General features: G+C 68.7%; 22 protein-coding genes and 1 pseudogene. 9 read left to right on the top strand and 14 right to left on the bottom strand.

Annotated elements, in window-relative coordinates; genetic code table 11:
* Window positions 1–53 precede the first annotated feature (53 nt).
* The 7 genes from A8G15_RS12880 (at window position 54) to A8G15_RS12850 (ending at window position 7,403) form a co-directional block, all read left to right on the top strand.
* Window positions 54–1,775 (top strand): nitrite/sulfite reductase, encoded by a 1,722-nt coding sequence (locus tag A8G15_RS12880; protein WP_068159714.1) that lies wholly within the window; start codon window positions 54–56, stop codon window positions 1,773–1,775.
* Window positions 1,772–2,497 (top strand): phosphoadenylyl-sulfate reductase, encoded by a 726-nt coding sequence (locus tag A8G15_RS12875; protein WP_068159710.1) that lies wholly within the window; start codon window positions 1,772–1,774, stop codon window positions 2,495–2,497. The genes A8G15_RS12880 and A8G15_RS12875 overlap by 4 nt, the downstream gene beginning before the upstream one ends.
* Window positions 2,494–3,438, top strand: coding sequence for a sulfate adenylyltransferase subunit CysD (gene cysD / locus A8G15_RS12870; RefSeq protein ID WP_068159706.1), 945 nt, complete (start codon window positions 2,494–2,496; stop codon window positions 3,436–3,438). The genes A8G15_RS12875 and cysD overlap by 4 nt, the downstream gene beginning before the upstream one ends.
* A gap of 2 nt (window positions 3,439–3,440) precedes the next feature.
* Window positions 3,441–4,748, top strand: coding sequence for a sulfate adenylyltransferase subunit 1 (locus A8G15_RS12865; RefSeq protein ID WP_068159702.1), 1,308 nt, complete (start codon window positions 3,441–3,443; stop codon window positions 4,746–4,748).
* Window positions 4,745–5,494, top strand: coding sequence for a sirohydrochlorin chelatase (locus A8G15_RS12860; RefSeq protein ID WP_068159699.1), 750 nt, complete (start codon window positions 4,745–4,747; stop codon window positions 5,492–5,494). Before A8G15_RS12865 ends, A8G15_RS12860 begins: the two co-directional genes overlap by 4 nt.
* A gap of 94 nt (window positions 5,495–5,588) precedes the next feature.
* Window positions 5,589–6,479, top strand: a complete 891-nt coding sequence (gene ppk2, locus A8G15_RS12855) for a polyphosphate kinase 2 (protein ID WP_068159696.1) — start codon at window positions 5,589–5,591, stop codon at window positions 6,477–6,479.
* 78 nt (window positions 6,480–6,557) lie between these two features.
* The gene (locus A8G15_RS12850; RefSeq protein WP_068159693.1) at window positions 6,558–7,403 is read left to right on the top strand and encodes a universal stress protein; all 846 of its coding nucleotides are present in this window, start codon (window positions 6,558–6,560) and stop codon (window positions 7,401–7,403) included.
* 34 nt (window positions 7,404–7,437) lie between these two features.
* Here A8G15_RS12850 and A8G15_RS12845 read toward each other — a convergent pair whose 3' ends face one another.
* The 6 genes from A8G15_RS12845 to A8G15_RS12825 form a co-directional block, all read right to left on the bottom strand.
* The gene (locus A8G15_RS12845) at window positions 7,438–8,451 is read right to left on the bottom strand and encodes a sulfate/molybdate ABC transporter ATP-binding protein (RefSeq protein ID WP_068159689.1); all 1,014 of its coding nucleotides are present in this window, start codon (window positions 8,449–8,451) and stop codon (window positions 7,438–7,440) included.
* Window positions 8,448–9,257, bottom strand: a complete 810-nt coding sequence (gene cysW / locus A8G15_RS12840) for a sulfate ABC transporter permease subunit CysW (protein ID WP_068159686.1) — start codon at window positions 9,255–9,257, stop codon at window positions 8,448–8,450. Before cysW ends, A8G15_RS12845 begins: the two co-directional genes overlap by 4 nt.
* Window positions 9,254–10,129 (bottom strand): sulfate ABC transporter permease subunit CysT, encoded by an 876-nt coding sequence (cysT, locus tag A8G15_RS12835; protein ID WP_068159683.1) that lies wholly within the window; start codon window positions 10,127–10,129, stop codon window positions 9,254–9,256. Before cysT ends, cysW begins: the two co-directional genes overlap by 4 nt.
* 10 nt (window positions 10,130–10,139) lie before the next feature.
* On the bottom strand, window positions 10,140–11,171 hold the full coding sequence (locus tag A8G15_RS12830; protein WP_068159681.1) for a sulfate ABC transporter substrate-binding protein: 1,032 nt from the start codon (window positions 11,169–11,171) through the stop codon (window positions 10,140–10,142).
* Between the two features lie 177 nt (window positions 11,172–11,348).
* A complete protein-coding gene (locus A8G15_RS32365) occupies window positions 11,349–11,441 on the bottom strand; it encodes an Ms4533A family Cys-rich leader peptide (RefSeq protein WP_342671574.1) in 93 nt (30 codons plus the stop codon).
* A 124-nt stretch (window positions 11,442–11,565) separates the two neighbouring features.
* Window positions 11,566–11,787, bottom strand: a complete 222-nt coding sequence (locus tag A8G15_RS12825; protein WP_068159676.1) for a hypothetical protein — start codon at window positions 11,785–11,787, stop codon at window positions 11,566–11,568.
* A gap of 87 nt (window positions 11,788–11,874) precedes the next feature.
* Between A8G15_RS12825 and A8G15_RS12820 the strand changes: the two genes are divergently transcribed.
* Window positions 11,875–13,842, top strand: coding sequence for a glycoside hydrolase family 15 protein (locus A8G15_RS12820; RefSeq protein WP_068159673.1), 1,968 nt, complete (start codon window positions 11,875–11,877; stop codon window positions 13,840–13,842).
* Window positions 13,843–13,855: 13 nt separating this feature from the next.
* On the opposite strand, the gene A8G15_RS12815 is transcribed toward A8G15_RS12820, so the two are convergent.
* The 7 genes and pseudogenes from A8G15_RS12815 to A8G15_RS32510 form a co-directional block, all read right to left on the bottom strand.
* Window positions 13,856–14,836 carry an ABC transporter substrate-binding protein gene (locus A8G15_RS12815; RefSeq protein WP_082899858.1) on the bottom strand — a complete coding sequence of 327 codons (981 nt, stop codon included), beginning with the start codon at window positions 14,834–14,836 and terminating at the stop codon, window positions 13,856–13,858.
* 58 nt (window positions 14,837–14,894) lie between these two features.
* On the bottom strand, window positions 14,895–15,827 hold the full coding sequence (locus tag A8G15_RS12810; RefSeq protein ID WP_068159671.1) for an NAD(P)H-dependent flavin oxidoreductase: 933 nt from the start codon (window positions 15,825–15,827) through the stop codon (window positions 14,895–14,897).
* Window positions 15,828–15,846: 19 nt separating this feature from the next.
* A complete protein-coding gene (gene lepA, locus A8G15_RS12805) occupies window positions 15,847–17,691 on the bottom strand; it encodes a translation elongation factor 4 (RefSeq protein WP_068159669.1) in 1,845 nt (614 codons plus the stop codon).
* Window positions 17,692–17,852: 161 nt separating this feature from the next.
* Window positions 17,853–18,209: pseudogene (locus A8G15_RS12800) on the bottom strand (winged helix-turn-helix transcriptional regulator); the annotation flags it as partial.
* 139 nt (window positions 18,210–18,348) lie between these two features.
* Complete coding sequence (locus A8G15_RS12795; protein WP_068159838.1) at window positions 18,349–19,482, bottom strand: MFS transporter; 1,134 nt, start codon at window positions 19,480–19,482, stop codon at window positions 18,349–18,351.
* Between the two features lie 35 nt (window positions 19,483–19,517).
* Window positions 19,518–20,093 carry a Chromate resistance protein ChrB gene (locus A8G15_RS12790; protein ID WP_068159667.1) on the bottom strand — a complete coding sequence of 192 codons (576 nt, stop codon included), beginning with the start codon at window positions 20,091–20,093 and terminating at the stop codon, window positions 19,518–19,520.
* A gap of 25 nt (window positions 20,094–20,118) precedes the next feature.
* Window positions 20,119–20,328: a hypothetical protein gene (locus A8G15_RS32510; protein ID WP_425415089.1), complete on the bottom strand. Its 210-nt coding sequence runs from the start codon at window positions 20,326–20,328 to the stop codon at window positions 20,119–20,121.
* Here A8G15_RS32510 and A8G15_RS12785 point away from each other — a divergent pair.
* On the top strand, window positions 20,258–20,809 hold the full coding sequence (locus tag A8G15_RS12785; RefSeq protein WP_425415088.1) for a type II toxin-antitoxin system PemK/MazF family toxin: 552 nt from the start codon (window positions 20,258–20,260) through the stop codon (window positions 20,807–20,809). The genes A8G15_RS32510 and A8G15_RS12785 overlap by 71 nt on opposite strands.
* A 26-nt stretch (window positions 20,810–20,835) precedes the next feature.
* On the opposite strand, the gene A8G15_RS12780 is transcribed toward A8G15_RS12785, so the two are convergent.
* A complete protein-coding gene (locus tag A8G15_RS12780) occupies window positions 20,836–21,618 on the bottom strand; it encodes an aquaporin (protein ID WP_068159661.1) in 783 nt (260 codons plus the stop codon).
* Window positions 21,619–21,673: the final 55 nt, after the last annotated feature.

Below are 21,673 nucleotides of genomic sequence, written 5' to 3'. Positions count from 1 at the left end.
AGCCCACCTCGACGCTCCCGACCCGGTCCGTCGCAAATCCCAGGAGTCCCCGCATGTCGTCGACCACCGACGTCTCCCCCGCCGGAGAACCCGCCGCGCCCGCCCGGCCGCGGGCGGCCCGGCCGGCCAAGCGCCGCGCCGAAGGCCAGTGGGCTCTCGGTTACCGCGAGCCGCTCAACGCCAACGAGCAGGCGAAGAAGGACGACAATCCGCTCAACGTGCGCCGTCGTATCGAGGACATCTACGCGCACCAGGGTTTCGACAGCATCGACAAGTCCGACCTGCGCGGCCGGTTCCGCTGGTGGGGCCTGTACACCCAGCGCGAGCAGGGTTACGACGGCACCTACACCGGTGACGAGAACCTCGATCTGCTCGAGGCGAAGTACTTCATGATGCGGGTGCGCTGCGACGGCGGCGCCCTCAACGCCGAGCAGCTGCGCACCATCGGCACCATCTCCACGGAGTTCGGCCGCGACACCGCCGACCTGTCCGACCGGCAGAACGTCCAGTACCACTGGATCGAGGTCGAGAACGTGCCGGAGATCTGGCGCCGTCTCGAATCGGTCGGGCTGAAGACCACCGAGGCGTGCGGCGACTGCCCGCGCGTCGTTCTCGGGTCCCCGCTCGCCGGTGAGTCCCTCGACGAGGTCGTCGACGCGACCCCGGCGATCGACGAGATCGTCCGTCGCTACATCGGCGACCCGCAGTACTCGAACCTGCCGCGCAAGTTCAAGACCGCGATCTCCGGCCAGCAGGACGTCGTGCACGAGATCAACGACGTCGCGTTCGTCGGCGTGCACCACCCCGAGCACGGCCCCGGTTTCGATCTGTGGGTCGGTGGCGGGCTGTCCACCAACCCGATGCTCGCGCAGCGGGTCGGTGCGTGGGTTCCGCTCGACGAGGTGCCGGACGTCTGGGAAGGCGTCGTCGCCGTGTTCCGCGACTACGGCTACCGACGGCTGCGGTCGAAGGCGCGCCTGAAGTTCCTCATCAAGGACTGGGGCATCGAGAAGTTCCGGGAGGTTCTCGAGACCGAGTACCTGAAGCGCAAGCTCGTCGACGGTCCCGCACCGGAGCAGCCGGCCCGACCGATCGACCACGTCGGCGTCCAGAAGCTGCGCAACGGCCTCAACTCGGTCGGCTTCTCCCCGATCGCGGGCCGCGTGTCCGGGACCATCCTGACGAAGGTCGCCGACGCCGTCGAGCGCATCGGCTCGGACCGGGTCCGCTTCACGCCCTACCAGAAGCTGATCGTCCTCGACGTCGCCGACGACAAGGTCGACGAGCTGATCGCCGAACTCGAACCCCTCGGCCTGCAGGCCCGCCCGTCCGCGTGGCGCCGGAACCTGCTGGCGTGCAGCGGCATCGAGTTCTGCAAGCTGTCGTTCGTCGAGACCCGCAAGCGTTCCCAGGTGCTCGCGCCGGAACTCGAGGAGCGGCTCGCGGACATCAACGCGCAACTCGACGTGCCGATCACCATCAACATCAACGGTTGCCCCAACTCGTGCGGCCGGTCCCAGATCGCGGACATCGGCTTCAAAGGCCAGCTGGTCGACGACGGCGACGGAAACCAGGTGGAGGGCTATCAGGTCCACCTCGGCGGCAGCCTCGGCCTCGACAGCGGTTTCGGCCGGAAACTGCGCCAGCACAAGGTGAACAGCACCGAACTCGGCGACTACATCGAGCGTGTAGTGCGCAACTTCGTCAAACAGCGGTCCGAGGGCGAACGGTTCGCCCAGTGGGCCGTGCGTGCAGAAGAGGCGGACCTGCGATGACCACCACAGAGACCACCGAGGACCTTCGAACCCTCGCCGCGCAGGGGGCGGCAAGCCTCGAGGGCGCCTCGGCACTGGAATTGCTGCACTGGACCGAGGAGACCTTCGGTTCCGCAGTGAGCGGCGACCGCAGCGGCTACGTCGTCGCGTCGAACATGCAGGACGGGGTGCTCGTGCATCTCGCCACGCAGGTTCGTCCGGGCGTGGACGTGCTGTTCCTCGACACCGGCTACCACTTCGCCGAGACGCTCGGCACCCGGGACGCCGTCACCCAGGTGTACGGGGCGAATCTCGTCGAGGCGAAGGCGGCCCACTCGGTGGCCGAGCAGGACGACCTGCTCGGCAAGGATCTGTTCTCGCGGGATCCGAACGAGTGCTGCCGGTTGCGCAAGGTCGTGCCGCTGACCGAAACCCTGAAGGGTTACCGGGCGTGGGTCACCGGCATCCGCCGGGTCGAGGCCCCGACGCGAGCCAACGCGCCGCTCATCTCGTTCGACGAGGCGTTCGGATTGGTGAAGATCAATCCGATCGCCGCGTGGTCGGACGAGGACATGCAGAACTACATCGACGAGCACGGGATTCTCGTCAATCCCCTGGTCGACGAGGGCTATCCGTCCATCGGATGCGCCCCCTGCACCGTCAAACCACTTCCCGGAGCCGATCCGCGCAGCGGACGGTGGGCCGGCCGAGCCAAGACCGAATGCGGGTTGCACTCCTCATGACACTCATCGACACGAACCTCTCGGAATCCCGAATCAAGTTGGACGGCAACAAGTTCGACACCCTCGACGCGCTCGAATCGGAGGCGATCCACGTCTTCCGGGAGGTCGCGGGCGAGTTCGAGCGTCCGGTGATCCTGTTCTCCGGCGGCAAGGACTCGACGGTTCTGCTGCACCTGGCGCTCAAGGCCTTCTGGCCCGCGCCGCTGCCGTTCGCGCTGCTGCACGTCGACACCGGGCACAACCTGCCCGAGGTTCTGGCGTTCCGCGACCACGTCGTCGAGAAGTACGGCCTGCGACTGCACGTCGCGAAGGTCGAGGACTATCTCGCCGACGGGCGCCTCACCGAGCGTCCCGACGGCATCCGCAACCCGCTGCAGACCGTCCCGCTGCTCGACGCCATCACCGAGAACCGCTTCGACGCGGTGTTCGGCGGCGGCCGACGCGACGAGGAACGCTCCCGCGCCAAGGAGCGGATCTTCTCGCTGCGCAACGCATTCGGCCAGTGGGATCCCAAGCGCCAGCGCCCCGAGCTGTGGAACCTGTACAACGGCAGGCACGCCCCCGGCGAGCACGTCCGGGTGTTCCCGCTCAGCAACTTCACCGAACTCGACATCTGGCGGTACATCGCCCGCGACGACGTCGAGCTCGCGAGCATCTACTACGCGCACCAGCGTCCGGTGTACCGGCGCGACGGCATGTGGATGACCCCCGGCGTGTGGGGCGGCCCCGCCGACGGCGAGGAGCTCGAGACCCGTTCGGTGCGGTACCGCACCGTCGGCGACGGCTCCACCACCGGCGCGATCCTGTCCGAGGCCGCCACCAACGAGGAGATCCTCGCCGAGGTCGCGGCGTCGCGGCTGACCGAGCGCGGCGCCACCCGGGGCGACGACCGAGTTTCCGAAGCGGCCATGGAAGACCGCAAGCGAGAGGGCTACTTCTGATCATGAGCGCGTCACAGCTCCTGCGCCTCGCAACTGCGGGCAGCGTCGACGACGGCAAGTCCACCCTGGTGGGCCGGCTGCTGTACGACACCAAGTCCGTCCTGGCCGACCAGATCGACGCGGTCACCCGCGCCTCGGTCGACAAGGGCCTCGACACCCCCGACCTGTCGCTGCTCGTCGACGGCCTGCGCGCCGAACGCGAACAGGGCATCACCATCGACGTCGCCTACCGGTACTTCGCGACCCCGAAGCGCAGCTTCGTGCTCGCCGACACCCCGGGTCACGTCCAGTACACGCGCAACACGGTCTCCGGCGCGTCCACCGCGCAGCTCGTGGTGCTGCTCGTCGACGCCCGCAAGGGCGTGATCTCGCAGACCCGCAAGCACGCCGCCGTCCTCGCGCTGCTCGGTGTGCCGAAGCTGGTGCTCGCGGTGAACAAGATCGACCTCGTGGAGGATCCGGCCGCGGTGTTCGCGCAGATCTCCGCCGAGTTCAACGAGCTGACCTCGTCGCTCGGCTGGGCTCCCGAGGACGTGCAGGAGATTCCGGTCTCCGCGCTGCACGGCGACAACGTGGCGACCCGCTCCGAGAACACCCCGTTCTACGACGGGCCGACGCTCATCGAGCACCTCGAGTCCGTCCCCGTCGACGCCGACGTGCACGGCCGTCACGAGTCCGGCCTGCGCTTCGCGGTCCAGTACGTGATCCGCCCCCGCACCGCCGAGTACCCGGACTACCGCGGCTACGCCGGCCAGATCGCCTCCGGTTCGGTGCGTCCCGGTGACGAGATCGTCGTCCTGCCGTCGGGTGTCCGCACCACCGTCGAGCGCATCGACACCGCGGACGGCGAACTCGACGTCGCGCACGCGGGTCGCTCGGTCACGCTGATCCTCGCCGACGACGTCGACGTCTCCCGCGGCGACGTCATCGCCGCACCCGAGGGCGCCCCCGAGCCGATCGGTGAGTTCGAGGCGACGGTGTGCTGGCTCGCCGAGAAGCCGCTGCGTCCCGGCGCACGGCTGCTGCTCAAGCACGGCACCCGCACGACGCAGGCGATCGTCGGCACGCTCGAGGAGCGTTTCGACGAGCAGAACCTGACGTCGGTGTCCAACCCGGAAACGTTGGAGCTCAACGAGATCGCCCGTATCTCGCTGCGCGTCGCCGAGCCCGTCGCCGCCGACGACTACACCGTCAACCGCCGCACCGGCAGCTTCCTGCTCATCGATCCGGCGGGCGGGAACACGCTCGCCGCCGGCCTGGTCGGCAACGGCCTGTCACAGATCGAGCTCGGGGACCGCGTCCCGGCATGATCCCGGTGATCGCCGTCGCGCACGGCAGCCGTGACCCGCGTTCCGCGCAGGCCATGGCTGCCGCGCTGACGGTGTTGCGGGCCGGGCGACCCGACTGGGACATCCGTCTGGCATTCCTCGATCTCAACGCACCGTCGGTGGGGCAGGCCGTCGACGCCGTCGCCGCCGAAGGACACCGTCGCGTCGTCGTCGTTCCGCTGTTGCTGGGCAGCGCATTCCACGCCCGCGTGGATCTGCCCGGCATTCTCGCCGAGGCCCGGGTCCGGCACCCACACCTCGAGGTGATCCGCACCGACATCCTCGGCGACGATCCGCTGCTGGTCGCGGCGGCACGGAACGCCGTGGCAGCCGCCGGCCTCTCGCCCCTCGACCCGTCCGTGGGAATCGCCATGTGCGCGGTCGGTTCACGACGGGACGGCGCCGACGCCGCGACCGCCGCCGTCGCTCCGCGTCTGCTCGACGGCACGTCGTGGACGCGCGTGCGAGCGTGCTTCGCGACGTCCACCCCCGATGTCGTCGGCGCCCTCACCGAACTCCACGAGGGTGGGGCCCGACGGCTCGTCGTCGCGCCGTGGATGCTCGCTCCCGGCCTGCTGTGGGACCGCGTGTGCGACGCCGCGCGATCCGCCTTCCCCGACGTCCGGTTCGCCGCTCCCCTGGCGGCAGGCGACGTCGTCGGCCGGGTCGTCGAGCGACGGTGCCTCGACGCGCTCGCCACCTCCACGAGGTTGCTGCGCAGCGCCTGACCACGCCCGGCCCCGGGTCGTTCTACTCTGGTTCATCTGCAACCGCTACAACGGATGCCGTTTGTCACGTTGCGCCGAGGACCAGGAGACTCCCGTGCAGAACGAACTGCGTCACTACATCGACAGGCTCCGCACCGACGGGTTCTCGGTGCGCGACGACCACGGGGAAGATCCCGATCTCATCGACATCGACGGGCGGGCCGTCGACACGTGGCGGGAGAACTATCCGTACGACCACCGCATGGACCGCGCGACCTACGAGGTCGAGAAGTACCTGCTGCAGATCGAACTGCTGAAGTTCCAGGCGTGGTCGCTCGAGAACGGTTCCAAGCACATCATCGTGTTCGAGGGCCGCGACGCCGCCGGTAAGGGCGGGACGATCAAACGTTTCCAGGAGTACATCAACGTGCGGCACGCGCGGGTGGTGGCGCTGAGCAAGCCGTCCGAACGCGAGAGCGGTCAGTGGTACCTGCAGCGGTACATCGAGCACTTCCCCACTGCCGGTGAGCTCGTGCTGTTCGACCGGTCCTGGTACAACCGCGCCGGAGTCGAACGGGTCATGGGGTTCTGCACCGACGACGAGTACGAACGGTTCATGACCCAGGTGCCGCTGTTCGAGCAGCTCGTCGTCGACGCCGGGATCAGCCTGACCAAGTTCTGGTTCTCGGTGACCCGCAACGAGCAGCGCACCCGGTTCGCGATCCGGCAGCTCGATCCGGTCCGCCGCTGGAAGCTGTCGAGCATGGACCTCGAGTCGCTGGACAAGTGGGACCGGTACACCGACGCCAAGGAGGAGATGTTCCGCCGCACGGACTCCGACCACGCGCCGTGGACGACGATCAAGTCGAACGACAAGAAGCGCGCGCGTATCAATGCGATGCGGCATTTCCTCAACCGCTTCGACTACGAGGACAAGGACTGTCAGGTGGTGTTCGATCCCGATCCGAAGATCGTCCAACGGGGGAAGCACGCCGTCGGCGACTGACCCCGCCGCGGGCACGCGAATGCTGACAAGATCGTGCGATCTGGCTCACACTGGACGGGAGGCCAAGGAGTCACCACCATGAGCACAGCATCGACCAGACGCGGAATCGTGGCGGGCATCGACGGGTCGGACAGTGCGCTCGGTGCAGCGCGCTGGGCGGCGTCCGTCGCGCAACGGTTCGGCGAACCTCTCCATCTGCTGCACGTGCAGGCGAACGGGCGGTCCGGGGACGGCACCGCCGACGAGCTCCTCGACGCCGCCGAGACCTCGGTGCGGGACGGGCCGGGCGGAGTCGAGATCGAGCGCAGCGTCGAACACGGCACTCCGCAGAAGGTGCTCGTCGAGAGGTCCGGTACGGCCCGCATGATCGTGCTGGGGCATCTGACGACGAGCGAGATGCAGTCGATGTTCCGGGGCTCCGACGTCGTGTACACATCCAATCATGCCAAGTGCCCCGTCGTGTCGTGGCGCGGCAAACCGGCGCCCGAGGCCGTCAACGGCCGTCCCGTCGTCGTCGGCGTGGACGGCAGCGAACTCAGCACCAGGGCGATCGAGCACGCCTTCGAATTCGCTTCGTTCATCGGTGCCCCGCTGATCGCGGTCCACAGCTGGACCGAGCAGTCGACCCTGACGTACGGGGAGGGTTCCCGGTTCATCGAGTGGGACGACTACGTGAAACAGCAGACGGCACTGGTGTCCGAGAGCCTCGCCGGATGGCAGAGTCGCTATCCCGACGTCGAGGTGAGCCACAGCGTCGAGCGCGGCAAACCGGAAGAGGCTCTGCTCGAGCATTCTTCGCGGTCGCAGCTGGTCGTCGTCGGCAGTCACGGCCGCAGTCCGATGACCGCCGCGGTGCTCGGCTCCACCAGCCAGTCGTTGCTGCACCACGCGCTGTGCCCGGTCCTGATCGCCCGCGGGGACTGACACACCGCGGGCGGGCAGGACCGGCCGGCGGATGTCAGACGCCGGTCACCACAACCTCTTCCGGCAAGGCGGGTGCCCGGGTCGCGCGGGCGTAGACGGTTTCGCCGGCGCGCAGGCCCAAGGCCTGCGCGTCACCGCGGGTGACCTGCGCGGTGAACGACTCGCCGGTGGCCTCGTTGTGCAATTCCACCCGCACCTCGAAGCCGAGATGCACGACTCGCTCCACGGTCGCGCGGGTGATTCCGAGCGACTCGGCGGTGCCCTCGTTGCGTGCCTCCGCGAGCTCGGGGGTGCGGCCGAGCCGGATGTCGTGGGGTCGCACGAGCTGCCCGTTGAGCTTGGACACGTTGCCGAGGAACGACATCACGAAGTCGTTGTCGGGACGGTCGTAGAGATCCTCGGGGGTTCCGATCTGCTCGATGCGGCCGCGGTTGAGCACTGCGATCCGGTCGGCGATGTCGAGCGCTTCCTCCTGGTCGTGTGTGACCAGTACGGTCGTCACGTGCACCTCGTCGTGCAGCCGGCGCAGCCAGGTGCGCAGGTCGGCGCGAACCTTCGCGTCGAGCGCACCGAACGGCTCGTCGAGCAGCAGCACCTGGGGATCGACGGCGAGTGCGCGGGCCAGGGCCATGCGCTGACGCTGACCACCGGACAGCTGCGCCGGATAGCGCTGCTGGAATCCGTCGAGCCCGACGATCTCGAGCAGCTCCCCGACCTTCTTGTCGATCTCGGCTTTCGGCCGTTTGCGGATCTTCAACCCGAACGCGACGTTCTCCCGCACCGTCATGTGCTTGAACGCCGCGTAGTGCTGGAACACGAAGCCGATGTCACGCTTCTGCGGCGTCACGTCGGTGACGTCCTTGCCGGCGATCCGCACGGTGCCGGCGTCGAGGGTCTCGAGGCCCGCGATCGACCGCAGCAGCGTGGACTTGCCGGACCCGGACGGCCCGAGCAGCGCGGTCAGCGACCCGGACGGAATCTCGATGTCGACGTCGTCGAGCGCCGCGAAATCCCCGTAGTTCTTGCGGGCCCCGGTGACGGTGATCATTTGTCGGCACTCCTCTTGCGGTCGAGCAGGGTCATCAGCAGCAGCACGAGCACCGCGATGGCCATGAGCAGGGTCGCGGCACTGTAGGCGCCGAAGGTGTTGTGGTCGTCGATGTACCGGGCGTGCACCAGCAGCGTCAGCGTCTGGGACACACCGGGGAACCCGGACGAGACCATGATGACGGCACCGAACTCGCCGAGAGCACGCGCGACGGTGAGCACGATGCCGTAGGTCAGACCCCAGCGGATCGCCGGCAACGTGATCCGCCAGAACGTCTGCCAGGCGTTCGCACCGAGGGTCGCGGCGGCCTGTTCCTGTTCCTCACCGATCTCGTGCAGAACCGGTTCGACCTCGCGCACGACGAACGGCAACGTCACGAAGATCGTGGCGATCACCATGCCGGGCAGACCGAAGATCACCTTGAAGCCGAGGGACTCGAGGCCACCGAACCAGCCGCCGGCACCCCACAGCATGATCAGAGCGACACCGACGACGATCGGTGACACGGCGAACGGCAGGTCCACGACCGACTGCAGCAGGCCACGCCCCGGGAAGCGGCCGCGCACGAGCGCGAGCGCGACGACGATGCCGAACACCACGTTGAGGGGCACCACGATCACGACGATGAGCAGCGACAGGTTCAGTGCCGAGATCGCGGCCGGGGTGCTGATCGACTCGACGAACGCCATGATGCCGTTCTCGAACGTGCGGTACAGGATGACCCCGATCGGCACGATCAGCAGGAGGAACAGGTAGGCCAGGGCGACGGTGCGCAGCGAGATCCGGGTGAACGGGGAGAGCTTCACTCGTCGTTCTCCTCTCGGCGCCGCCCGCGGCTCGCGACGACCCGCAGCACGAACAGCGCAACGAACGCGATGAGCAGCAGAGCCACCGACACGGCGGCGGCGTTGACGGGACGGTCGATCTCGATCTGCTGCTGGATGTACTGGGACGCCATCTGCGTCTTGTACGGAATGTTGCCGCCGATGAGCACGATCGATCCGTATTCGCCGATCGCGCGGGCGAACGCGAGGCCGGCACCGCTGAGGATCGCGGGGCCGAGCGTCGGCAGGACGACGGAGCGGAAGATGGTGAAGTTGTCGGCACCGAGCGATGCCGCGGCCTCCTCGACCTCCCGATCGGTTTCGATCAGGACCGGTTGCACGGCGCGCACCACGAACGGCAACGTCACGAACGCCAGGGCGACGATCAGGCCGGGCTGGGTTGCGTTCAGGTGCAGGCCGATCGGGCTCATCGGCCCGTACAGCGACAACAGCACGATGCTCGCGACGATGGTGGGCAGCGCGAACGGCAGATCGATCAGCGCGTTGACCACTTTCTTCCCCGGGAACTCGTCGCGGACCAGCACCCAGGCGATGAGCGTGCCCATCACCGCGTTGATCAGCGCGACGACGACGGACACGACGACGGTCACCCGCAGGGTGGCGAGCGCGGCGGGAGCCGTGACGGCGTCGACGAAGCCGGAGATCCCGTCGGCGAACGCGTGGGTGGTCAGCGCCGCGAGCGGCAGCAGGACGATGATGCTCAGCCACAGGGTGGCGACGCCGATGCCGAGTGGGCCGACCGTTCCGGTGAACGCGAACAGCGGCTTGCGGCGGCGCGCCGCCGGGGCGGGAGCCGATGCTCCTGCCCCGGGGCGTGTCTCGGTGGTACTCACGGGATGGGGCCTACTTCGTGGCGTTGTCGTAGATCACAGCGATCGAGCCGGTGCCCTGCTTGAACAGGTCGGCATCGACGGTCGACCAGCCGCCGAGGTCGGCGATGGTCCACAGCTTCTGCGGCTGCGGGAAGTCGGCGGCGAACTCTTCCGCGACGGCGGGATCGACGGGGCGGAATCCGGCCTGCGCCCACAGACGCTGTCCTTCGGTGGTGTACAGGAAGTCGTTGAACGCCTGGGCCTTCTCCGCGTTGGGCGAGTTCGTCAGCACCGCGGCCGGGTTCTCGATCTTGAACGTGACGGGCGGGGTGACGTGTTCGACGGGATCGCCGTTGCGTTCGGCGAACAGGGCCTCGTTCTCGTAGCTGAGCAGGACGTCACCGGAACCCTGCAGGAACGCCTCGGTCGCTTCGCGCCCGGACTTCGGCTGGATCTTGACGTGCTCGGTCACCAGCGTGTTCACGAAGTCCAGTCCGGCCTGCGGGTTGGCGCCGCCCTCGCTCTTCGCGGCGTACGGCGCGAGCAGGTTCCACTTGGCCGATCCGGAGCTGAACGGGTTGGGGGTCACGACCTCGAGACCCGGCTGGAGCAGGTCGTCCCAATCCTCGATGCCCTTCGGGTTACCCTCGCGGACGACGATGGTCACCACCGAACCGAACGGAATGCCGTTGTAGGCGCCGGTGTTCCAGTCCGGGTCGACCAGGCCCGCGTCGACGAGCCGGGTGATGTCGGGCTCGACGGAGAAGTTGACGAAGTCCGCCGCCGCACCGTCCTTGACCTTGCGGGACTGGTCGCCGGAGGCACCGTAGGACTGCTGGAAGGCGACGCCTTCACCCGCCTCGGTGCCGTTGAACGCGGGGATGAGCAGGTCGAAGCCGGGCTTCGGGACCGCGTAGGCGTACAGGTTGACGGTGCCGCCGGAGCCGTCCGCCGCGCTGTCGTCGCCGCCGACGGTGTCGCTCGCGCCTCCCGAGCAGGCGGACAGCACGGTCGCGGTGGCCGCCGCGAGGGCTGCGAAGACGAGGGCAGAACGTTTCTTCATGGAACGGGGCCTTCCTACAGGAACGGTGTACGGGATGGGGACCCGCGGAAATCGGCACCGGAAGGCTCCGTGCGCGCTGCCCGAGGCGCCCGGCCGTAACCGGGGAACGACGCACGGAGAATCGATCGAAGTTGCCCGGAGACCGATGCGGCGACGCCGCGGGTCGGGAAGGATCGATCAGCGACAACAGCTGACGTCGGCAACCGCCAGGCTGCCGACAGCGATCAGCGCCAGCTGGTGGCGCACGCGGGGCAGGGTGGTTGCGGACACGCCGCAGACTCTAGCAGAGCGGACCGCCTCCCCCGACCCGGCGTTCAGCGGGTGAGAAGCCAAGCAACGACGACGATTGCGAGCAGTGCGATCAGCGCCAGGGTCACGCGTGAGCGCGGCATATTCAGCAGTCCTTCGTCGTCGGGTCGGTCGGGGCCGGTGCCGGTGCGCCCGATTCACGGCGCCCGACGGCCGCGAACACCGTTGCCAGGACGCGGTCGAGCAGCCAGGCCGCGCCTGCGCACAGCGGCACCATCACGAGCAGTACCAGGGCGGCCTGCGGCACGAACGACAGTCCGGCGAGCCACAGCTCGAACCCGTCCCACCACGATGCCATCCGGTCCACGTCTTCACCTTAGACGGCGGGCTCCGGGCCACCGAATCCTCCGTCGTTCGCCGTGCGCGAGGACCGCGCCGGACCGATCATGGGGTGATGGGACCCACGATCGACTTCGACGACCCCGATCCCGCCGACCGCCCGCTGCCGGCGCTGCACCGCAGCCCGTATCCCCCGATCGACGACTACGCGTTCCTCTCGGACTGCGAGACGACCTGCCTGATCGCCCGCAACGGTGCCGTGGAGTGGATGTGTGTGCCCCGGCCGGATTCCCCGAGCGTGTTCGGATCGATCCTCGACCGCAGCGCCGGGCATTTCCGGATCGGGCCGCACGGCCACACCGTTCCCGCCGCGCGCCGATATCTTCCGGGTGGGCTGATCCTCGAGACCACCTGGCAGACCGAGACCGGCTGGATCGTCGTGCGCGACGCACTGGTGATGGGGCCCTGGCACGCCGTCGACGAGCGGTCGCGCACGCATCGCCGGACGCCGCCGGACTGGGATGCCGAGCACGTGCTGCTGCGCACGGTCCGCTGTGTGAGCGGCACCGTGGAGTTCGAGATGAGCTGCGAACCGGCGTTCGACTACAACCGGGAATCCGCGATGTGGGAGTACACCGGCAAGGTGTACGAGGAGGCGACCGCGCGGTGTCGCCCGGAGGTCGCGGGCTCGCATCCGGAGTTGCGGCTGACCACCGATCTGCGTCTCGGCCTCGAGGGTCGTGAGGCGCGTGCCCGCACCCGGATGTACAAGGGTGACAGCGTGTTCGTGGCCCTGTCGTGGTCCGACAATCCCGCTCCGACGACCTTCGCGGAGGCTGCTGCGAAAATGTCGGGGACAGCGGACTTCTGGCGCGAGTGGATCACCACGGGACGATTCCCGGACCATCCGTGGCGTGGCTATCTGCAGCGCAGCGCACTGACCTTGAAGGGCCTGACATATGCGCCGACCGGGGCTCTGCTGGCGGCGTCGACGACCTCGCTGCCGGAAACTCCTCGCGGCGAGCGGAACTGGGACTACCGCTATGCGTGGGTTCGTGATTCGACGTTCGCGCTGTGGGGCCTGTACACATTGGGACTCGACCGCGAGGCCGACGACTTCTTCTCGTTCATCTCCGACGCGAGCCGCGACGAGCACGGTGTCCCCCGCCCGCTGCAGGTGATGTACGGGGTCGGTGGGGAACGGACCCTCGAGGAGTCCGAACTCCTGCATCTGTGCGGGTACGACGAGGCCAGACCGGTGCGCATCGGCAACGGCGCCTACCACCAGTCCCAGCACGACATCTGGGGAACGATGCTCGATTCGGTGTACCTCCACGTCAAATCCCGTGAGCACGTCCCCGATTCACTGTGGCCGTTGCTCAAGCGCCAGGTGGAGGAGGCGCTGAAGCACTGGCGGGAGCCGGACCGGGGAATCTGGGAGGTCCGCGGCGAACCCCAGCATTTCGTCTCGTCGAAGGTGATGTGCTGGGTTGCGCTCGATCGCGGCGCGAAACTCGCTGCGATGCAGGGCGAGAAGAGCTATGCGACGCAGAGGCAGAAGACGGCCGACGAGATCAAGGCGGACATTCTCGCGCACGGCGTCGACGAACGCGGAGTCTTCACCCAGCGGTACGGTCATCCGTCGCTGGACGCGTCGGCCCTGCTGATTCCGTTGTTACGGTTCCTGCCCGCCGACGACCCGCGGGTCCGCGCGACGGTCCTGGCGATCGCCGACGAACTCACCGAGGACGGTCTGGTGTTGCGCTACCGGGTCGAGACCACGGACGACGGCCTGTCCGGCGAGGAGGGCACCTTCACGATCTGTTCGTTCTGGCTGGTGTCGGCGCTGGTCGAGATCGGGGAGGTCCTGCGTGCCCGCGCGCTGTGCGACCGGCTGCTCGGGTTCGCCAGTCCCCTCAAGCTCTACGCCGAGGAGATCGATCCGCACACCGGCCGGCACCTGGGGAACTTTCCGCAGGCGTTCACTCACCTGGCCCAGATCAACGCGGTGGTACACGTCATCCGTGCGGAGGAGCAGATCGAGACCGGCGCGTTCCACCCGGCCCACCTTCACCCGTCCTGATCGCACGGCCGGCTCAGGCGCCGGCGATCGCCTCGAGTTGCGGCCGGATCGTGTCGAGGGCGTAGCCGATGGACAGCGACGAGGGGGTGTTGAACGCGGCGACCGTCGGGTAGTCGACGACGGCCAAGCCGCCCCCGGTGACCGCGGGCAGGCCGGAGAAACCGGGCAGCGCCAGCAGATCCTGTTCGGTCCCGCCGTTCGGCAGGATGATCAGCAGGTCCGCGACGAGCGCATCGACCCGCTCGGGGCTGAACATCAGCCGGCCCTGGCTGATACCCGCCTCCTCCACGAGCGAGGGCGGCAGCGTCATGCCGAGTTGCTCGAACAGCGCGGCGGCGCCGTCGTTCGGGTCCGCGACGACGACGAACTGTCCCTGGCCGAACATGTACTGCGACAGCACGCCGGTCCGGCCGGCGAGTCCGGGCAGTGCGGCGGCCGCGATTTCGGCTTCGCGGTCGGCGATGATCGTCTCCGCATCGTCGCTGCGCCCGAGGATTTCGCCGAGGACGCGAACCTGGTCGTCCCAGCGGTCGACCCCGGTCTCGCTCAGCGGGGCGACCGTCGGCGCGACCGCGGACAGCGTGTCGAAGTCGGTTTCCGAATCGACCAGCCACGATCCGAGGACCAGGTCGGGTTGCAGGGATGCGATCTCCTCGACGGGCAGATCACCCCCGGTCAGGAGGGCGGTGTCGTCGAGTGCGATCGCGTCGGCGGCGACGTTCTGCTGCCAGGGGAACAGGCCGCGCTCGTCGCCCATGCTGCCGGCGCTGAGGTACGCGACCGGCTGGACCCCGAATTCGATCAGTGCGTCGACCCATTGACCGGACGTGGCGACGATGCGCTCCGGGGTGCCGTCGATCGTCGTGCTGCCGAAGACGTGCTCGACGGTGACGGATTCTCCCGACGTCGACTCGGTCGTGCCGTCGTCGCTCGAGCAGCCGGCGACCAGTGCGGTCGCCGCGGCGGCAGCGGCAAGTGCGAATCGGATCCTCATGACACCCCTCCCAAGAATTTAGGGAAGGCTACCTTGAGTAACCGGCTTCTGGGTAGAGCTATCGGAATCGCGAGAGCAGCGACTCGGCCTGCGCCGCGATGCCCCGGATCACGTCCCCGGCCGGACGCTGCTCGCGGACCAGCCCCGCGGCCTCCCCCGCGTACACGACCCCGATGTCCGGATCGTCGCCGGTGTACGCGTCCGCGATCGTCTGCTCGTCCGCACCGCGACCGTGCCAGGTCGCGGTGAAGTCGTTGGCGAGCGCACGACCACCCCAGCGCTGCGGCCACGGCTGGTGCCGCGCCTTGTCGAACACGTCGGTGTACACGGTGTCGGCGCTGCCCGCGGCGATGAGCTTCTCCCGGGCGTAGGCCGGGCCGACCGTCTCCGGGCTGGCCAGCAGCGCGGTGCCGACGAACGCACCCTCGGCACCGGCCGCGAGCACAGCCGCCAGACCACGTCCCGACGCGATTCCGCCGGCGGCGAGCACCGGCAGCGACGTCGACTCGAGAACCTCCTGCAGCAGCGGCAACGTGCCGACCCGTCCGGTGTGCCCGCCCGCCTCGTGCCCCTGCGCGACGACCGCGTCGACTCCCGCGGCCTCGACGATGCGCAGGTCGTCGATCGTGTTGATCTGCGAGATCGCCAGTGCGCCCGCGTCGTGCACCCGCCGCACGTAGGGCGCGGGATCACCGAAGGACAGCGACACCACACGCGGCCGCAGGGCGAGGACCGCACCGAGGAGCGAGTCGTCGTCGGCCAGCGACCACGTCATCAGTCCGAACCCGAGCAGGCCTCCGCCGATCTCTCGTGCGGTGCGGGCCTCGGCCTCGAGCCACTCGGCGGTGTTGTAGCGGGCCGCGCCGATCAGGCCCAGACCTCCTGCCCGGGTGACCTCGCCGGCCAGGGCCCCCCCGGCCCGTCCGCCCATGGGTGCCCCGACCAGTGGGACGGTGATTCCGAGTTCACGGGTGAGCCAGGTGTCGAGCACGGGGTTCCTTCCGGTGGCCCTACTTCTTGGGCTTGTCCGAGGCAGCCTCGGACGACAGCGCCGCCACGAACGCCTCCTGCGGCACGTCGACGCGACCGATCGTCTTCATGCGCTTCTTGCCTTCCTTCTGCTTCTCGAGCAGCTTGCGCTTGCGGCTGATGTCACCGCCGTAGCACTTGGCGAGCACGTCCTTGCGGATGGCGCGAATGTTCTCGCGCGCAATGATCTTCGATCCGATCGCGGCCTGGATCGGCACCTCGAACTGCTGCCGCGGAATCAGCTCCCGCAACTTGGTGGTCATCTTGTTGCCGTACGCCGCGGCGGCGTCCTTGTGCACGATCGCACTGAACGCGTCGACCGCCTCGCCCTGCAGCAGGATGTCCACCTTCACCAGCGCCGCTTCCTGCTCGCCGGCCTCCTCGTAGTCGAGGCTCGCATAGCCGCGGGTCCGGGACTTGAGCGAGTCGAAGAAGTCGAAGATGATCTCCGCCATCGGCAGCGTGTACCGCAGCTCCACGCGGGTCTCGGACAGGTAGTCCATGCCGCCGAGCTCGCCGCGCCGGCTCTGGCACAGCTCCATGATCGAGCCGATGAACTCGCTCGGCGAGATGATCGTGCACTTGACGATCGGCTCGTAGATCTCGCGGGCCTTGCCCTCGGGCCAGTACGACGGGTTGGTGACGATGTGTTCCTGGCCGCCCTCGAGGACGACCCGGTACACGACGTTCGGTGCCGTCGAGATCAGGTCCAGTCCGAATTCACGTTCGAGACGTTCGCGGGTGATCTCCATGTGCAGCAGACCGAGGAAGCCGCAGCGGAACCCGAAGCCGAGAGCGACGGACGTTTCCGGCTCGTAGGTGAGCGCGGCGTCGTTGAGCTGCAGCTTGTCGAGGGCATCGCGCAGGTCCGGGTAGTCCGAGCCGTCCACCGGGTACAGGCCCGAGTAGACCATCGGCCGCGGCTCGCGGTAGCCGGTGAGCGGCTCGACCGCACCGCCGCGCGCCGTGGTCACGGTGTCACCGACCTTGGACTGGCGCACGTCCTTCACGCCGGTGATGAGATAGCCGACCTCGCCGACGCCGAGCCCGGTCGTCGCCTTCGGCTCGGGCGAGACGATGCCGACCTCGAGCAGTTCGTGGGTCGCGCCGGTCGACATCATCTTGATCTTCTCGCGCGGCACGATCTTGCCGTCGACGACGCGGACGTAGGTCACCACACCGCGGTAGGTGTCGTACACCGAGTCGAAGATCATGGCCCGGGCCGGCGCGTCCGGATCGCCTACGGGCGGCGGTACCTGACGGATCACCTCGTCGAGCAGTTCCGCCACGCCCACGCCGGTCTTGCCGGACACCCGCAGCACGTCGCCGGGCTCGCAGCCGATGATGTTGGCGATCTCCGCGGCGTACCGATCGGGGTCGGCCGCGGGCAGGTCGATCTTGTTGAGGACCGGGATGATCGTCAGGTCCTTGTCCAGCGCCAGGTACAGGTTCGCGAGGGTCTGCGCCTCGATGCCCTGCGCCGCGTCGACGAGCAGTACCGCGCCCTCGCACGCCTCGAGCGCGCGGGAGACCTCGTAGGTGAAGTCGACGTGGCCCGGCGTGTCGATCAGGTGCATGACGAACTCTTCGTCGCCGACCTTCCAGGGCAGCCGCACGTTCTGCGCCTTGATGGTGATGCCGCGCTCACGCTCGATGTCCATCCGGTCGAGGTACTGCGCGCGCATCGCGCGTTCCTCGACGACACCGGTGAGCTGCAACATCCGGTCGGCGAGGGTGGACTTGCCGTGGTCGATGTGCGCGATGATGCAGAAGTTCCGGATCCTGGACGGATCCGTGAACGTCTTCTCCGCAAAGTTGCTGCTCAAGCCCTGTTCCCTCGTCTCACTCGCACACCGACACCGACCGTGTCCTCGCGACCGGTCCCGTTTTCGTCCCACTCCAGGATCGCATCCGCCGCGACCCACACTTCCCCATCATCCCCCGACGACCGGTCCGCGGACACATCGAGGGTCGCGGCCGGGTCCGCTCAGGACGGAGACGGCTCCGCCCCGGCCCGTTTCCCACGCCGGTTGATGCGCACCCGCAGATCGTCGAGACCGACCTCGTTGCCGTCGTCGCTGCGTATCTGCACCCGGACCGGCGCGCTCGTGGCGTCCTCGACGAACTGCAGCGGTCCGCCGTCACGGTGCAGGTATTTGTCGCCCCACTGCATGAGCGCGAGCACCGCGGGCAGCAGATCACGGCCCATCTCGGTGAGCACGTACTCGTACCGGGTGCGCTGCCCGGGCTCCCGGTACGGGCTCTTGGCGAGCAGTCCGGCCTCGACGAGTTCCTTCAGTCGTGCCGAGGCGACGGCCTCGGTGATGCCGACACGGCCAGACCATGTGCGAAGCAGGCGGATTGGCGAACGCCACCATCATCGAACGGCTGTGAACCCGTTGCTGCCCGAGACGACGGTTGGCGTACCGGTATTTCGGTACGCCAACCGGCAGGTCGGGCGCTTCTGCGTCAGCCGCCGAGGATCACCGGCGAAGCGTAGTACGCCCGACCACGACAGCGGGTGCTGCGAGCAGGATCGCGGCGAGCACCGCATAGCCCGCGGTCAGCGTAACCACAGCCGCGGCGCCACCGACGAGCAGCGGACCGCCCGCGTCGCCGAGTTCGCGCCCCAGTTCGGCGGCGCCCATCGTCTGCCCCATCCGTTCCTCGGGGGTGGCTCCGGCGAGGGACGCGAAGGCCAGCGGTGTGATGAGCCCGGTGCCGACGCCGATTCCGATCGCGGCGACCACGACGCCGGCGGGGCCCGGAATCATCGCGGCCGCAAGACCGGCACCGGTGACGACGAGTCCCACCGCGATGCCGGCGCCGGCACGGAGCCGGCCGGTGTCCAGCGCGCGGCCCGCTCGCGGCTGCACGAGTGCCGCGCATGCGGCCAGCACCGACACCGCGGCACCGGTCGCGACGGGCCCCATCCCGGACGCGGCACCGGAGACCGGCAGGAAGCCGACGCCGACCGAGAGGGCGGCGGTGGCGAGCGCAAGGGCGGTGGTGGGCCGCCAGAACGTCGGTTCGGACAGCCGATGCGCAAGATCGAGCAGCGTCTGGCGTTGCCGCGGCAGCGGTGCGATCGTCGGAACCGCGAGGGCGGCCCACACCGCGACCGCGGCGGCGAGTACGGCCATCACGACGAACAGCGCGGTGAGTCCGCCGAGCCAGACGATCGCACCGCCGAGCAGCGGACCGAGCGTGTACCCGATGCTCTTGTAGAAGCCGTAGGTGCCGAACGCCCGGCCGTGTGCGGATCTCGGGTTCATCCGCGCGACGAGCGCACTCGCCGCCGGAGAGAACGCCGACGCCGCAGCACCCTGACCGAGGCGGGCGAGCCACAGCCAGCCGGCGTCGTCGACCACGACGAACACCGCCGACGCCGCCGCGAACCCGACGAGGCCACCGAGCAGGACCGGGCGCGCGCCGATCCGGTCGGACAGGGCCCCGAACACCGGTTTGAGGATGACCTCGGCACCGTCGTACAGGGCGAGCAGCACGCCGAGATACAGCAGCGAACCGACCAGGTCGCCGGTCTCCGCGCCGAGGTTCGCCGCGATGCCGTGCGCGCCGAACGCGGTGGTGAACCCGGCCGCGTACAGCGGCCACATCCGCCACCGTTCGTACACGGGCGGCTCGGGGGCGCTCACGAGGACCGGCCCGTACTGTCGGCGGGTGCGTGCAACGCGGCGATGACCTGCTCCGAGTAGTTCTCGAACCGGGCCGCGCACGATTCGAGGCGCGAGGTCGCGTCGGCGGCGTTGGCCGCGCCGAACACGTCGCGGGCCCTGAGGTCGCGATGCCAGCGGCGCAGCCGTTCGAGGCTCTGTTCCTCCTCCTCGAGTTCGGCGAGCGTGAACTTGCGGGTCCGGATCTCCTTGTCGATCTCCTCGTCGTACTTGTCGCAGTCGGCGAGGAATTCGGCCCAGTCGGCTTCGCGGGCGGAGGTGAACATCGCCGCGAAGCGCGCCGCATCGGCGGCGCTCGCCCCCGATGCGCGCAGCTCGATGATCTCGCCCCCGGCCCGTTCGACGAGTTCGCGGGTGCGGCTCAGGCCGGCGGCGAACGCGGGCACGTCGGGCACGGCCCACACCCCTTGTCCGAGTGGGAGCGCGCCGACGCGCCGCAGTTCCCGCCACACCGCGACGCGGTGACGGGAGGGTTCCGCGGCGACGCGGATGAGGAGAACCGTCCAGCCCAGCGGGCCGTTGCCTGTCGTCACTCAGCGAAATGTATCATCTGTTACATCAGGACACGTATCGGCTATCCCGCGGGGTTGCGGCCGACGCTGCCGACCCGGCGCCGCTAAGCTCGGCGACCGTGGCTGGCACCTGGAAGAAACTCGGAAAGCAACTGGGCAGGCTCGCGGCCGAGCAGGGTCCTCGCCTGCTCGAGCAACTGCAGCGATCCGGCGCCCTGGACAAGGCCCGCACCGCGGCCGTGGACAAGGCCCGCACCGCGGCCGTGGACAAGGCCCGCACCGCCTTCGGCGGGAGTGCGGCACCGGCCCGCAAACCCTCCCCCACACCCGGCCGTCCGGTGTCCTCGCGCACAGCGCCCACCGCCCACCGGGCCCGGCGCGTCGACTACGCGCCCGACCTCGACGGCCGCGCGGATCCGGGCGAGATCGTCTGGACGTGGGTCGCCTACGAGGAGGACGCGAGCCAGGGCAAGGACCGCCCTGTTCTCGTCGTCGGTCGCGACGGTTCGAATCTGCTCGGCCTGATGCTCTCGTCCAACAGCGACCGCGGCGGCACCCGAGACTGGCTGGCGCTGGGTGCAGGTGCGTGGGACGCCGAGAACCGGCCGAGCTGGGTTCGGCTCGACCGGGTTCTCGACGTCCCGGAGGAGGGCATCCGGCGCGAAGGCGCGATCCTCGACCGTGCCCGCTTCGACAAGGTCGCGGCCCGCCTGCGCTCCGACTTCGGGTGGCAGTGAAACCGGGACTGCTGTGATTCCGGACGCTAGTCGAACAACCTGCGCGTGGTCCCGAACAACAGCCGGTAGACCAAGGCGCCGAGGGCGCCACCGACGAGCGGGAACACGATGAACACCCACAGCTGGCCGATCGCGCCGACCTGGTAGGGCGCGACCGCGAGACTGCGGGCCGGATTTACCGACGTGTTGTCGATCGGGATCGAGATCAGGTGGATCACCGCGAGGGTGAAGCCGATCGCGACGCCGGCCATCAGCACGTCCGACACCTGGTCGGTGGCCGACAGCACCACGAACACCAGCAACGCGGTGAGCAGCACCTCGACCAGGATCGTGGCACCGAGACCATAGCCGTTCTCGAGGACACCGCCGAGCGGTCCCTTGATGGCCGACGGACTGTGGGCGCCCCAGCCGTTGGCACCGAGACCGTCCACGGTGCGGTCGTAGGCCGGGAGCGACTGGGCGATCGTGTAGATGACGACACCCGCGAGCAGACCGCCGACGAACTGCGCGATCCAGTAGCCGACGGCGCGGACCGGGGTGATGCGGCCGATGACGAGCTGACCCACCGTGACCGCGGGATTGACGTGACAGCCCGAGATGGGGCCGATCGTGTAGACGAGGAACAGGAGTGTGAGACCGAAAGCGAGTGCGACACCGAGGTTACCGACCTTCGCTCCGGCGAAAACCGCGGTGCCGACGGCGGAGAACACCAGCACGAACGTGCCGATCGCTTCCGCCACGTATTTCCTGATGTCCGAGAAGTCTTCCTTCTCGACGTATTCCTGAGCCGTTTCGTGTTGGGACGTCATACGACCGCCTAGAGGTTCGCGGCCCCGCAGGGCCGATCCGAGTCGATTCGACTTC

The sequence above is a fragment of the Rhodococcus phenolicus genome, assembly GCF_001646785.1.
GTDB lineage: Bacteria > Actinomycetota > Actinomycetes > Mycobacteriales > Mycobacteriaceae > Rhodococcus > Rhodococcus phenolicus.
This window is presented reverse-complemented; position numbering and strand designations above follow the sequence as displayed.